The organism is Bacteroides sp. MSK.18.37 (genome assembly GCF_019129155.2).
Classification (GTDB): domain Bacteria; phylum Bacteroidota; class Bacteroidia; order Bacteroidales; family Bacteroidaceae; genus Bacteroides; species Bacteroides ovatus.
On sequence record NZ_JAHOIB020000001.1, the window covers coordinates 1,544,079 to 1,557,332 of the forward strand.

Genomic DNA, 13,254 nt, shown 5'->3' on the forward strand with positions numbered 1-13,254 from the left:
TATCTTTTTGGTTATTGTCCATAGCCTTCATTCTGCGTAATCATGTTTTGTGACAGGTCTATTTCTCTTTGAGGAATAGGAAATTTCACATGGTATTCTTTAGGAGTAGATTCCGGTTTGGCAGCCTTTATGATAGACACAAATTCTTGCGGTGTACACATCCTGGTCAAATCAAACCAACGATGTCCTTCCATCACAAATTCATGACGATACTCATTCAATACGGCCTTCTTAAATCCCTTATAGTCAGTAGGTACAGCCGTGGTCAGTCCGGCACGGTTCCTTACAGCATTAATTGCGATTACCGCCTCCTCATTAGCTCCTTGATTTATTTCATTCAAAGCTTCGGCTATAATCAAATACATCTCTGCTGTACGAATTGCCGGAAATATAGCCTCTGTATTATTCCCTTTAGGTTCGGCTTGACTATCCCAATACTTAAAAACATAGGGCTTATCGAAATCCTTAATGCTACCATCACTATAAGTAAAACTTCTCTTCAAAGTAACATCCAGGCGCTGGTCATTCTGCTGGTCAAAGCTATTCCATAAATCTTCGGTAGCATTTTCCCATCCTTGGGCATTGCTTACTCCGTCAAGGGCAGGCAATAAACGTACCAAAAACTGTGCACCTTTCCAACCTTCACTCAACGTTGCGCTAAAGTTTACTCCCCAGATTATTTCCGTATTAAAACGATTGGCCACTTTAAATAAATCACCGTAGTTTTCAAGCATAGGGAAATTCGGGATGACAGATTTAGCCTTGTCTACAGCAAGCTGGTAATGCTCCTGACTATGATGTTCTGCTGCATAAGTTAGATAAACCCTGGCTAACAAAGCTGATGCAGATGCAGGATAAGGTCTTCCTCCGCCAAAGCGTTCAGTGTACTTCAAATCGGTTTCAGCAGTCTTAAGATCCGAAAAGATCAATTCATAAATTGTTTCTTTGGAGGTCCGGCTAGTTGCATCTTCCTCTGCACTTTCAACATTATGTTCGCGTAAAGGAACATCACCAAACATCCGGATCAAATCAAAATACATCATTGCTCTAAAGAATTTTGCTTCGGCCACCAACTGATTTCTTAAAGTCACATCCATATCAATAGATGGAACTTTATCAATCACGACATTACAACATTTTATCGTTTGATAAAAATCTCTCCACAGCAATTCTACAGGCTGATTATATTGGTCTATTTGCATATTTTCCACCGATTGGTAGTCAATGCTGGTCTGATTAGTTTCCGAATTATCAGCAAACATATCCTGAAGAACCCAATAATCATTGTAGAAAGTACCACCATAGTTTTTATCCCATAACCCATTCGGAGCATATCCGATAATCAAATAATCATAAATAGCATTGGTGGCGGATATAGCATGCTGAGCTGTTTTATAATATCCTTCACTTGTAATATTCCCTTTAGGCACTTCGTCGAGGAAATCCGAACAAGCAGTGAACATGAATGCTCCACTCAATAAAATGCTTAATATGTATTTTTTCATAATCTATTCTTTTTTAAAAATTCATTCTTAAACCAAACTCATACGATTTAGACATCGGATAAGAACCATAATCAGCTCCCATTGAAAGATTGTCGTTAGAAAAACGACTTACCTCAGGATCATATCCGGAATAATTGGTGAACGTATAAATATTCTTTAATCCGGCAAAGATTGTAAGTCCCTCACAATAAAATTTCTGAAGGATGCTTTTGGGGAAAGTATAACTTAACGTGATATCTTTTATTCTGAGATATGAACCGTCTTCCACATAATGATCGGACAAAATAGTACCAGATGATTTAGTCGTGGCACGAGGATATTTATTAGTAGGATTCTCAGGAGTCCATCTTTCCAATGCTGCCACAGAATTATTTTTATGTCCGTCAAAACTTTCCAATGAAAACTTATTGAAGTTCACAATCTCATTACCTACCGCACCTTGCAAATAGACTGTCAGCCCAATGGATGAATGATCGCGCAGGTTATAAGTAAAGGTATTATTGAATCCGAAAGTAAAATCCGGATTAGCATTTCCCAACTCATATAAATCGTCCTCATTAATCACATTATCACCATTCTTATTGACATATTTACGATCACCATGTTTCAAGGTTTTTCCAGAGAAATATGGAATTTTAGACAAGTCTTCGCTCAATTGTGCTATTCCATCAGTTTTATATCCATAAATTGTACCGATAGGCTTACCCTCATTTATTTTAGTCCAATAGGTTACTCCCAAAATAGATGCCCCCGAAAGATTTTCCTGGCTTCCAGCTAAATCTGTAATTTCATTCTTATTGTAACCGAGAGTAAAATTCATATCCCAGCCGAATTTACCGGCAAAAGGTACTGCACCCAAAGCAAATTCAAAACCCTCATTACGCAGACTGCCAACATTCTTTACGGCTGTATCATAACCGGTATTAAACGACACAGGCATAGCAAGCAGCAAGTCGCGCGTATTTTTTCGGTAATAGTCCGCAGTTAAGGTAAGACGATTATTAAATAAACCCAAGTCAAAACCAAGATTCACCTGCGAAGTTGTTTCCCACTTCAAGTCTTGATTACTCAATGTATAAGGCACCACGCCGGTTGCCACTTCACTATTGCCAAAATACGCTTCTGTGTTATACATCAACCCTTGCGAACTATATGGAGGAATTCCTTCATTGCCCACAATACCATAACTTACTCTCAACTTCATATTTGAAATGGCTTGCGCCCGCTTCATGAAATTCTCTTCTGAAATTCTCCATGCACCCGAGATCGAAGGGAAAAAGCCATATTTATTGCCCTTACCAAATTTTGAAGATCCGTCAATACGACCGGTCAGACTCATTAAATAACGACCACCGTAATTATAATTCACACGAGCCAAATAAGATAACATCTGCCATTCGGAGATACCCGAACTTGCAGCTTGACGCAACGCTCCTGATTGTATTGAGTTGAATCCTAAAAATCCGTCTGTAAAATCAGCTGTTGAAACTGCCGAATTTTCCGAGACAAAAGCTTGCGCTGTCATACCGGCCAAAGCGCTAATCGTATGCTTCTCAAAAGTGTTTGTATAGTTGACGGTATTCTCCCATACCCAGTTGTAACCGTCACGATTTCCTATGCTGGCATAGCCACCATTCGATTCTGCACGTTTAATCTCCCCGGGAGCAAAAGCCTGATCCTTTATATAGAAATAGTCAACACCGATACTAGTCTTAAAGGTTAGATTTTTAATTGGAACCCATTCTAAATAAGCATTAGCCAATGTCCGGAATGAAGTATTTCTATTTTTCGCTTCATAGGCATCTTGCACAGGATTACCCACATTATTAGTTGTAGTCAAATTGTTTTCATAAATGTAATCTCCGGATTCATTTCTCACGGGAAGAGCCGGATTCATTTCCAACGCCCAAGAAGTGATAGAAGAAGCAAATCCTCCTTCCGAGTTCGTTACTACACCATTTGAACGGCTATAACTCAGATTTACAGAAACGCCAGTCTTCAGCCATTTATTTATTTGCTGCCCCAGGTTAATACGGAAGCTTCCTTTTCCAAAATCTGAACCAATAATTATACCATCTTGCAACAGTAAATTACCGGAAACAAAATAAGTAGTTTTATCATTTCCACCTGATACTGAAATATCATAGTTCTGCATAGGTGCTGTACGGAATATCTCATCTTGCCAGTCCGTATTTAGTTTGGACAGATTATTCAACCCAGCAAAAACGGGATTTCTTTCTTCACCAGCATTGTCCGTTGCCTCATTTCCCAACTCGGCCAATTGGACCGCATTCAGCATATCCATTTTTTTAGTTACCTGCTGCAATGTGTATTTAGCTCCGATAGAGACTTTAGGCTTTCCATTCTTACCTTGTTTGGTAGTGACCAGCACCACACCATTCGCCCCACGGGCACCGTATATGGAAGTTGCAGAAGCATCTTTCAAAATTTCAATAGATTCAATATCATTGGGATTGATATTAGTCAAAGGATTAAGAGCCGGATTCTTTAAAGTCCCGGTGCTGAATGTATTTGCATCACTAATCACAGGAACACCATCAATCACATACAAAGGTTCATTGTTTCCATTAATAGAACTGGTACCTCTGATTCGAATAGAAGTTCCGGCACCTGGCTGACCCGAAGTGTTTAAAACAGCCACACCGGCTGCTCTTCCCTGAATACCCTGATCTAAAGAGGTTATCGAAGTGGAAGATAATTGTTCTGACTTAATAGTAGAAATTGACGAAGTCAGATCACTTTTCTTTTGCACACCATATCCTACCACTACCACATCAGCCAATACTTGCATATCATCTTCCAGCACTATGTGAAATTCTCTCTTTTGTGCGGTAACTTTAACGATCTTTGTTTGGTATCCTACAAAAGAAATCTCAAGTACTGATTTGTCGGGAACAGATAATGAAAATTCTCCATCCTTATTAGAAATGGTTCCATAAGTTGAACCTTGCTGTAAAATAGTAGCTCCGATAATGGGGTCACCCATTGCATCACGAACTGTACCCTTGACGTTCAAACTTTTATTCTGTGCACTAACACTTCCCAGAATAAACATCAACAACAATAAAGTTATGCTCCTAAATAAATTATTCATGTGTTTTTATGATTAGATTGTTTATTAATAAGATCCCGGATTACAAGACGCTACAATATAGTTATCCGGATTTTGTCCCCGATAAGGAGTAAAATCTTCAGTTTTGGATACTGGCGTATAAACTTCCAACACTCTTTCATTTGAAGAATAGCCATCCCCCAGCCCTGAAAGGTCTTGATAACTTTCCAATATCATTTTACGATCCGACAACTGTAATACATTATAATGAGTCATCAAAGCTTGGGACGGTGAAAACACATTATAGTGAATGGTAGATAGAGTCTTGACAGTAGCGCCGTCCATGGTAACCTGCCATGCACAATAGGAGTTTAATGTTTCCAAAGCAGCACTTGAGAATATGAATCCCCAATCAACCTGCCAAGTCAGGTCTGAATTAAACCGATGTATATCATCTTTCAAATCGGGAGTAGCTGTATCTTCTCCTTTAATAGTTTGTGATGCCAATACCCAGTCATATTTTAGCAATAACGGAATCTGCGCCAGCTCCACTGTTAAAACCAGATCTGCGGCATCCACCACACTATTATTCTCATCCATTCCATAAAAGGAGTACACTAATATTCCATTTTCATCACCGGCGATAATCTCCTCAGTGAATGTATATGGAAAGCTCAATTCCTTCACATTCAGTTCCTTTAAATAAGAACTGACTTCTTTTCCTTCGATACTTTTCTTAACCACAATTTTTGAAATCAAATCAGGATGAGACAATGACAGTTCTACAGAAACATAATCCCCAATCTTAATTTTCCCCTCCAAAATACTTAAGGTCAGTAACCCTGTCTGTTGCTTATCATCACTCTTACACGAAATAATTAATGATGATATCATTCCTAATACAATAGAAATGAAAATGATTTTTTTTAGTGTTTTCATATGATATTTAGTTTACGAATATTATGTTAAATCTATTTTTTGTAGCGCATAGGCATAAGCACCTCGCATAATAGAGCGGCTAGCACCTTCTTTACTGCACAGCACCAAGGTCTGTTTTAATTGATGATAGGTAGTAGTCAAATGAGTACCAGGAATGACAACCTGACTATCAGATAAACTCAAGAAACGAGCTCTCTCCGATTCATCTTCTCCATTATATACTTGCATAGAAACGCATGGAAACTTATTTCCCGAAAAAGTTGTCAGTTGTGCCCTAAGTTCTGTTATCAGAGCTGGTAATATATATTTTGAGGCTCCTGCGACTCCTCCACCTATAACCACCAGACCATCCACAACATTCAGTACCGAAGCAATAGCAGCACCTGCCATTATACCAAGTTCATTAAAACTTGCGATTGCTGCATGACTGTCACCTTCCTTTATACCTTCAGCAATGTCATAAATATCTTTTGGACTTAATGAAGCAGAGCTTTGTCCGGACAAATCGCTGTATACTCTTCTCACAGCGCGTATGCTAACACTTTCTTCAGCAAGCATATCCGGATATTTCTTATTTCTCATAAGCCAGATGTCCCCTCCACAACCATTATCTCCGGTCAACAAGACTTTATTTATAACAACTCCTGCACCGAATCCGGTTCCCAATGTTATACCAATCAAATTTTTATATTCCCTGCTGCAACCAGCTAAAGATAATTCCCTGTTTATCATAGGCAATGCACCCGATAAGGCTTCACCGTAAGCAAACAGATTTCCATCATTTTCTATAAAAACCGGAATTCCGTATTTATGCTTCAAAAAAGGACCTAATGCAACACCTCCTCTAAATGAAGGAAAATTGGGCAAATCTCCTATGATTCCATTCTCATAATCAGCAGGGCCCGGAAAAGCAAAACTGATCGCAACTGGGGGAACTGGTATAGCAGCTATCACTCTATCAAATCCTTTCACCAATACTTCCAGGCACTCGTCTAAGTTATCAGAAACTGCCGGAAGCCCTATTGGACTTATCATTTCATTATTCCCTTGAATGGCAGAAAATACAAAATTTGTTCCTCCTGCATCCAGAGTCAAAACTACCCGTTTATCATATTCATACATATACTATTTTAGGTTTAAAAGTTCAAGTACTAAAATCTGACATATGCCTTGATAGTGACACATTCCTTATCGCGACACTTTCCATAAGGTTTGATTGTATATTCGCCAACAGAAGCAGGAATGATAAATGTTTCCGCATAATGCACCACGAAAGGTTCAAAGGCGTGAGTAGGACTCTCAACGACGGCCTCTTCTCCCTCCAGCAGATTCAGCACATTTACACTGTCGTTTGTGTGATGCAGCACCGGTGACGAGAAACGGTGACGGCGGGTTTCGATAAATTCATTCGGATGCAATCCGGTACGTTCCTCAATCCACCCATCTCCGGAAGCCACTTCTTTAAACTGGTTGCGAAGATGTTCATTTACATATTCCGTATCCCGGTTCCAGTTGATTACGCATTTACCACGTTCCACATTGATTGGGCGTGGTTTTCCATCCAGTCCCAGACGTTGCCAGTCCCATAGTTTGAAAGTAAAGAGGTTCGGAGTCGAACTGATTTCAAGTACCATACTATTCGCACCGGAACAATGAATCGTTCCTCCCGGAATCAGGAAGTGATCGTGTTTCTTTGTCGGAATCTTGTTGACATACTTTTCTGCGTCGAACACCAATTCGCCTTTTTGTGCCTTACGCAAATCGTCGATCATCGCTTCTTTATCAACGCCCGTTTTCACTCCCAGATAAACTACGGCATCTTCTTCCGCATCTACCATGTAGTAACTTTCATCCTGTGTATAGTACATACCGAAACTATCACGGATAAATTGAGTGGTAGGATGCACCTGCAAACTCAAATTACCTCCACCTATCGTATCCAAAAAGTCGAAACGGATGGGGAAGTCTTTTCCAAAGCGTGCTTCCACCGGTTCACCAAGCAACTCTTTACTTTTCAGCAAAACCAAATCGACCGAAGGAAGTTCGAAGCGCACTCCGTTCACCTCAAAATAGAGGCTGTTTTCTTCGGGCACACAGTCAAAGCACCAGCCAAAATTTTCGCGTTCACGATCCAAGTCGCAAACTTCTTTCATCCATTGACCACCCCAGGGAGCCGGATCGAAGAAAGGAACTACCCGGAACGGTGTTTTCACCGTTGCCTCTACCCCTTTAAAGAAAGTATCCTTATCAATCATCTTCGGTGTTCCGGCCACATGGGTGTCAATCCAGAATTCTACCCTGTCAAACAATCTTTCCTTATACCTATCACATACTCTCCAATCATTGAAATAGCCTCTCTTGTATTGCAAAGAAACAGCATCGTTCCGATTGTCTATACCTAAAGCTTTTACCTCATGCCGGCGGAAACGTTGTTGGATTTCCCAACGTGCCATATCCGCATAAACTACCATCGCATCCTGCGGAGCAACAACAGCAGCTCCCGTACCTATGATTACAATGGTTTCTTTCGCTTCACTGATTTGCTTCCGTGCAGCAGCCACCTTATCCGCATCCAAATAATCTTCCAGCTTCAAATTGGTAACATAGCCGAATAACACATCTTCAGTCATGAAGCGTTCTGTCAACGTTTGAATTTCTTTTTCCGGTTTCATCAAATCACGTACATTCATCACTCTTCCGGAGAATTCTTTTGAAAAAGCATCCAGCACTTCTTCTTCATATACTCCTGTATATAAATCCACAGCCAGCACTTTTCTTGCATCCATTTTCTTTTTTAACATAGAAATGATACTATCCCAACCCTGAACAAGCATCCCCGTCAGCTTCGTAGAAGGAAATTTATCATAATTAGCTTTTCTCATGTTTATAGCGTTTTTAAATTTTATATGTTCATACATACTTTCAATTGTGCAAATATATAGATTTTATTTTTATTCCAAACAAAACTTGGATTATTTTTTGATAAATCTTATATTTGCTGAAAATAAACCAATCAGAATAGATATGAAATTAGATCATAATAGTGATAAACCGCTTCATATTCAGGCAGAAGAGATACTAAGAAGACTCATAGAATCTGAAGAGTACAAAAACGGGAAGCTATTTCCCAACGAGGTCGAATTGTCTGAACAATTACACATTTCAAGGAACACATTAAGACAAGCTATCAACAAACTCGTGTTTGAGGGGCTTTTGGTGCGAAAGAAAGGTTACGGAACGAAGGTAGTAAAGAAAGGTATCGTAGGCGGAGTAAAGAACTGGCTTAGTTTCTCACAGGAGATGAAGATGTTAGGTATCGAGATTCGCAATTTCGAGCTGCATATCAGTTTAAAGCGTCCAACCGAAGAAATCGGCACATTCTTTGATTTAGGTTCCAATCCCGACACTCGCTGTGTAGTGATGGAGCGTGTCAGAGGAAAAAAAGAATATCCGTTTGTTTACTTCATCTCTTATTTCAACCCCAATATTCCACTAACCGGAGAGGAAGATTATACACGCCCATTATACGAAATGCTGGAAACCCAATATAATATAGTGGTAAAGACCAGCAAGGAGGAGATTTCAGCCAGACTTGCAGGGGAATTTATTGCAGAGAAACTGGAGATAAAATCCAATGACCCTATATTAATAAGGAGAAGATTTGTTTATGATGTGAACGGAGTACCTATTGAATACAACGTCGGATATTATCGGGCAGACAGCTTTACTTATACAATAGAGGCAGAGAGATAGACCGTATGTTCATACATATATAATATAAGGAGGCTATTTTAGAAGTTGAAATCTCTATCTTTCCTTTAAAATAACCTCTTTATATCATCTCTCTTTCCATAATCATGTCCTACCCGTCATTTATTATCGAACTACCATTAGAGCATCCGGCAAGAATCCGATCCAGACTTTCATCCACAACACCTATCATCTGAAGTTTGGATAATAAATGATAGTAGGAAGTTTTTCCTACTCCTTCTATTCTCAACAGACTTTTCCAACCTCTTCCCGATACTATATCCAACAAATCTTTCACCGTTCGAACATCTTGATTATACAAGATATTAGCCAACCGGGTATCAGCTACTTTACGAACAGGCAATTGAAGTATCCACTCCTCCTGCCCAACATTTATATTCTTATTATTGTCTACCAAGGATAAAAAACGAGCATCGATAGCACGCTTTCGATAAGTAGCCAATATATCTTTTTTCAGTTTCAACCCTTTAAGTATAAAGTTATACATTTGCAATGTCTTCCCATAGGTAATTCGATGCCGATCAGCCACTTTCGCTACTGATTCTCCTGTAGAAATTGAATAGAAGATATCGCGGGTAACAGGGTGAAGAATCAATGCTGACAGTTCACGAATGATTATTTCATATAGCGGTTTACAAGTCGTCTGTGTTCTCAATACATATAGTAGATCATCGTATTTGGAAATGATAAAGTCCCGTTCCAGTTTCTTTTCTTCTACGATTTTAGAAAGGTAACCTGCTTCTAAACCAAGTCTTTTGTGAGCTTCCAGATAAGCATCCAAACTCTCATCATCCAAAAACAACTGATCGTCGATTCGGAAACTCGTAATGTATCCAAGATTTGCCCAATTCTTTAGAATAGCTTCTTGAATGTCGCGTCTTTCAGACATCTGTTTTGTTGTGAGCCAATTTGACATAAAAAAACGGAACTAGATTAATAATATCAACTAGTTCCGTACCTTTTATTATAAAAGAGTACGGAGCTGCCACAATCCCGCAAACAGGAGGTAGTAGCGGCTACCTTTCAGACACGGGCAGACAGCCCGTACCCTATGAGAAGTCATAGAAGTACAGGCGTCTCCCGGTGTCTGAAAAAAAATCCGCTACGATTTCCTGTTCACCGAGGAAACGCACAATCGCATACCACAAAGGCATACTACGTTCCAATGACAAAGGTACAAATACTTTTCGGAAAATAACAAGAGAGAGTTATAAATGTTTAGGAAAGAAAATGAATGATGATTGTATAATTAAAGCGTATGTATATAAAAAGGCAGGCTTCAATAAGTTATCTTATTCATATAAGAAACCACTCTACAATTAAAGCACCTCTCTCTTACATAAACTAGCTACTTTTGTAACACACATCAATTCGTTCCACAAATATGGAACGAAACAATAACAGATGTGGAACTAAAGGGAAACAACTGTGGAACTAAAAGTCAACAGTTGTAGAACGAATTAACAGTAACTATAAAACCACTAAACATTAGTATATGAGTGCAATATATGACCTATTTGAGACTCCTAGTCCAAACAAAGAAGAGAAACAACCGCTACATGCCCGTATTGTCTCCAAAGGAACCGTAGATAAAGAAGAGTTTCTGGATCGTGTCCACAAATTTACCGGTATCAGCAGAAGTTTATTGGCAGGAGCCATGGAAGCCTTTGCCAATGAAGCACGGGATTTACTAGCCGACGGCTGGAATGTAGAAATGGGAAACTTCGGATTCTTCTCTACATCGTTACAATGTCCGCCGGTTAAAGATAAAAAAGAAATTCGGGCAGCGTCTGTCCAAATGAAAAATATTAATTTCCGCGCAAGTCGTCCATTCAAGAAAGAAGTAGGCGACAAAATGAGGCTGCAACGAGGAGAATCTATCACACGCCCTAAGAAAAATAGTATCTCCCGTGAGACGTGTCGCGAGCGCCTCAACACATATTTGGAAAATCACCTATTCATCAGCCGGACAGATTATAGCCATCTGACAGGACGAAATAAAAAAGTAGCTATTGAAGAATTAAATTCCTTTATTACCGACAGAATAATCCAAAAGGAAGGGGTTGGAAAGTTGACTGTATATATAAAGGTATAAACTCTTGGAACACAGAATTAAGAGCCACAACAAGATTATTGCTGTTGTAACTCAAGTATGATTTCATCAGTGATGTAGGCATCACTCAACGTTATAAGCGGATATTGTTTATTAAGAAGCAATGCATATACCTTACTATTATAGAACAAGTGCAATGCTTTTTCGGGAGAAATATTCAAACGCTCCGCTAATTGCATCACCACACGAGTGTATTTATTCCATACTAATACATCTATCATAAACGCAGGTTATTTTATTGTTATATATTCTTTGAAAGAGAGACACTCGTCAATGAGACGTTGATTGAGAATCCTTTACCAAAGTCGAGGTTTTCGCGTCCGACACCGACCAAAGGATACTCTACGGCCTGCGTACTACCATGATAGACCTTCATACAGATTCTCCTTTTTCTTTATAATGGGCTTCCCAGTTTTCAAGAGCTTCTACCAACGTATCGGCTATGTACTCACGACTCTGGGTGTGAAGCATGTCATATCCACTTATCAGGTATTGACGGATAAGATTCAGTTTTTCCAAACGGTTATAGAGAGTAGGAGCCGGAATACCCAACTTCTGGGCGGCACTCTCAATGGCAAAAATCACAAACTCCATGACTTTGCCATCAACAACGGGGGCTGATTGGCTTGAATGTAGCATAGCTATACCTCTATTATCTTAATGTAATATGTACAAATATAGTGTTTATTCTTACAACGTTCATCGTTTTTCGGCATATTTTATGATTATCAAGAACATTTGAGTATCGTGAAACTGATTGAAATATTCCCTATTTGGAAATGGCTATTAAAGCAGAATATATAAGGATCTATAAATCAGAATCATACAAACAAAATAAATAAAAGTGAATCAAAGTACGTACATCTAGGACCGTTAAAGCACCTCCCCGGAAAGTGCCCATAGTATCTTTGCATCGTGATCACAAAGAGAATTGATAAGTAAAGTAATTAATTTAAAAAACAAAAAACTATGGCACTTAGATACGTCATTAAAAAAAGAACATTCGGTTTTGATAAAACTAAAGCTGAAAAGTATGTAGCACAAAATGTAATCACCAATACGGTGGATTTCAGAGATTTGTGCGAGGAAATCACTAAAGTAGGAATGGTTCCCAGTGGAGCGGTAAAATTTGTACTCGATGCTTTGATCGATACATTAAATCTCAACCTTAGAAAAGGCATCTCTGTTCAATTAGGAGATTTCGGATGCTTCCGTCCAGGTATGAATTGCGAAAGTCAGGATACTGAAAAAGAGGTAGATAGCGATACGATACGCAGAGTGAAAATCATTTTCACTCCGGGCTACAAATTCAAAGAGATGCTAAGTAAAGTCAGTGTTCAAAAAGCGGTAGCTTCCGATGATGGTTCCATCAGCCCGGAACAACCGGACCCCAACCCGAATCCAAACCCGGATGACGGCAAAGGAGAAGCACCGGACCCGGCAGCATAAGATTAATCATCAGCCTTTAAAAGCAGGAAAACAGTACCGCCTACGGGCGGATACTGTTTCCCAAAGTATTCCTGTAAAAGACTTGACAACGCCTTTTTTATTTTGTATCTTTACCACATCTTAAAACATTAAAATATCAACATGAAAGAATTGCCATCAGAAGAGGAAGAAATTCCGTTTCGCATTAAAACTTATAAGAAAAAGGAATTGGCTTGTATGTACAATCCGAACATTACACCCCGTTGCGCCATACGCATATTCACCAAATGGATTAAAATAAATAAAGAACTGCTCCGGTTATTGACTGCCACAGGTTATCATCCGCGTACACGAACGTTTACTCCCCGGCAGGTACAAATCATCACCAGTATTCTGGACATTCCATAAGGATGCCAGAATACTGG

13 protein-coding genes are annotated in these 13,254 nt (G+C 39.3%); 4 read left to right on the top strand and 9 right to left on the bottom strand.

Annotation, left to right across the window (positions count from 1 at the left end; translation table 11 throughout):
• Nucleotides 1–11 precede the first annotated feature (11 nt).
• The 5 genes from KSX81_RS06455 to KSX81_RS06475 are packed head-to-tail and all read right to left on the bottom strand — an operon-like array spanning nucleotide 12 to nucleotide 8,399.
• The gene (locus tag KSX81_RS06455) at nucleotides 12–1,505 is read right to left on the bottom strand and encodes a RagB/SusD family nutrient uptake outer membrane protein (RefSeq protein ID WP_008998877.1); all 1,494 of its coding nucleotides are present in this window, start codon (nucleotides 1,503–1,505) and stop codon (nucleotides 12–14) included.
• Nucleotides 1,506–1,518: 13 nt separating this feature from the next.
• Nucleotides 1,519–4,620: a SusC/RagA family TonB-linked outer membrane protein gene (locus KSX81_RS06460; RefSeq protein ID WP_008998878.1), complete on the bottom strand. Its 3,102-nt coding sequence runs from the start codon at nucleotides 4,618–4,620 to the stop codon at nucleotides 1,519–1,521.
• A 24-nt stretch (nucleotides 4,621–4,644) separates the two neighbouring features.
• On the bottom strand, nucleotides 4,645–5,517 hold the full coding sequence (locus tag KSX81_RS06465) for a hypothetical protein (RefSeq protein WP_004312378.1): 873 nt from the start codon (nucleotides 5,515–5,517) through the stop codon (nucleotides 4,645–4,647).
• Between the two features lie 21 nt (nucleotides 5,518–5,538).
• On the bottom strand, nucleotides 5,539–6,639 hold the full coding sequence (locus KSX81_RS06470; protein ID WP_004312377.1) for an ROK family protein: 1,101 nt from the start codon (nucleotides 6,637–6,639) through the stop codon (nucleotides 5,539–5,541).
• A 29-nt stretch (nucleotides 6,640–6,668) separates the two neighbouring features.
• Entirely contained in the window at nucleotides 6,669–8,399 is a 1,731-nt protein-coding gene (locus tag KSX81_RS06475) for a class I mannose-6-phosphate isomerase (RefSeq protein WP_115484970.1), read from the bottom strand.
• 142 nt (nucleotides 8,400–8,541) lie between these two features.
• Here KSX81_RS06475 and KSX81_RS06480 point away from each other — a divergent pair, with 142 nt between their 5' ends.
• Nucleotides 8,542–9,270, top strand: a complete 729-nt coding sequence (locus tag KSX81_RS06480) for a GntR family transcriptional regulator (protein WP_004321898.1) — start codon at nucleotides 8,542–8,544, stop codon at nucleotides 9,268–9,270.
• 109 nt (nucleotides 9,271–9,379) lie between these two features.
• Here KSX81_RS06480 and KSX81_RS06485 read toward each other — a convergent pair whose 3' ends face one another.
• Nucleotides 9,380–10,177, bottom strand: coding sequence for a hypothetical protein (locus tag KSX81_RS06485; protein WP_217725550.1), 798 nt, complete (start codon nucleotides 10,175–10,177; stop codon nucleotides 9,380–9,382).
• Nucleotides 10,178–10,783: 606 nt separating this feature from the next.
• Here KSX81_RS06485 and KSX81_RS06490 point away from each other — a divergent pair.
• On the top strand, nucleotides 10,784–11,383 hold the full coding sequence (locus KSX81_RS06490) for a DsbA family protein (RefSeq protein WP_004299390.1): 600 nt from the start codon (nucleotides 10,784–10,786) through the stop codon (nucleotides 11,381–11,383).
• Between the two features lie 35 nt (nucleotides 11,384–11,418).
• Here the strand turns inward: KSX81_RS06490 and KSX81_RS06495 are convergent, their stop codons facing one another.
• From KSX81_RS06495 to KSX81_RS06505, 3 genes are read right to left on the bottom strand one after another with little or no spacing between them, the layout of a single operon-like run.
• On the bottom strand, nucleotides 11,419–11,622 hold the full coding sequence (locus KSX81_RS06495; RefSeq protein ID WP_004299389.1) for a DUF3791 domain-containing protein: 204 nt from the start codon (nucleotides 11,620–11,622) through the stop codon (nucleotides 11,419–11,421).
• Between the two features lie 20 nt (nucleotides 11,623–11,642).
• Nucleotides 11,643–11,777: a DUF3990 domain-containing protein gene (locus KSX81_RS06500; protein ID WP_004326183.1), complete on the bottom strand. Its 135-nt coding sequence runs from the start codon at nucleotides 11,775–11,777 to the stop codon at nucleotides 11,643–11,645.
• Nucleotides 11,774–12,040, bottom strand: a complete 267-nt coding sequence (locus KSX81_RS06505; protein ID WP_004299387.1) for a DUF3791 domain-containing protein — start codon at nucleotides 12,038–12,040, stop codon at nucleotides 11,774–11,776. The genes KSX81_RS06500 and KSX81_RS06505 overlap by 4 nt, the downstream gene beginning before the upstream one ends.
• Before the next feature lie 330 nt (nucleotides 12,041–12,370).
• On the opposite strand from KSX81_RS06505, the gene KSX81_RS06510 reads away from it, so the two are divergent.
• A complete protein-coding gene (locus tag KSX81_RS06510) occupies nucleotides 12,371–12,850 on the top strand; it encodes an HU family DNA-binding protein (protein ID WP_004313515.1) in 480 nt (159 codons plus the stop codon).
• A 141-nt stretch (nucleotides 12,851–12,991) separates the two neighbouring features.
• The gene (locus KSX81_RS06515; RefSeq protein WP_004299385.1) at nucleotides 12,992–13,237 is read left to right on the top strand and encodes a DUF4248 domain-containing protein; all 246 of its coding nucleotides are present in this window, start codon (nucleotides 12,992–12,994) and stop codon (nucleotides 13,235–13,237) included.
• Nucleotides 13,238–13,254 lie beyond the last annotated feature (17 nt).

Bases quoted from the DNA above. Each gene is read 5' to 3' on its own strand.
- KSX81_RS06455 (WP_008998877.1), bottom strand. From the start codon at position 1,505: ATGAAAAAATACATATTAAGCATTTTATTGAGTGGAGCATTCATGTTC.
- KSX81_RS06460 (WP_008998878.1), bottom strand. From the start codon at position 4,620: ATGAATAATTTATTTAGGAGCATAACTTTATTGTTGTTGATGTTTATT.
- KSX81_RS06465 (WP_004312378.1), bottom strand. From the start codon at position 5,517: ATGAAAACACTAAAAAAAATCATTTTCATTTCTATTGTATTAGGAATG.
- KSX81_RS06470 (WP_004312377.1), bottom strand. From the start codon at position 6,639: ATGTATGAATATGATAAACGGGTAGTTTTGACTCTGGATGCAGGAGGA.
- KSX81_RS06475 (WP_115484970.1), bottom strand. From the start codon at position 8,399: ATGAGAAAAGCTAATTATGATAAATTTCCTTCTACGAAGCTGACGGGG.
- KSX81_RS06480 (WP_004321898.1), top strand. From the start codon at position 8,542: ATGAAATTAGATCATAATAGTGATAAACCGCTTCATATTCAGGCAGAA.
- KSX81_RS06485 (WP_217725550.1), bottom strand. From the start codon at position 10,177: ATGTCTGAAAGACGCGACATTCAAGAAGCTATTCTAAAGAATTGGGCA.
- KSX81_RS06490 (WP_004299390.1), top strand. From the start codon at position 10,784: ATGAGTGCAATATATGACCTATTTGAGACTCCTAGTCCAAACAAAGAA.
- KSX81_RS06495 (WP_004299389.1), bottom strand. From the start codon at position 11,622: ATGATAGATGTATTAGTATGGAATAAATACACTCGTGTGGTGATGCAA.
- KSX81_RS06500 (WP_004326183.1), bottom strand. From the start codon at position 11,777: ATGAAGGTCTATCATGGTAGTACGCAGGCCGTAGAGTATCCTTTGGTC.
- KSX81_RS06505 (WP_004299387.1), bottom strand. From the start codon at position 12,040: ATGCTACATTCAAGCCAATCAGCCCCCGTTGTTGATGGCAAAGTCATG.
- KSX81_RS06510 (WP_004313515.1), top strand. From the start codon at position 12,371: ATGGCACTTAGATACGTCATTAAAAAAAGAACATTCGGTTTTGATAAA.
- KSX81_RS06515 (WP_004299385.1), top strand. From the start codon at position 12,992: ATGAAAGAATTGCCATCAGAAGAGGAAGAAATTCCGTTTCGCATTAAA.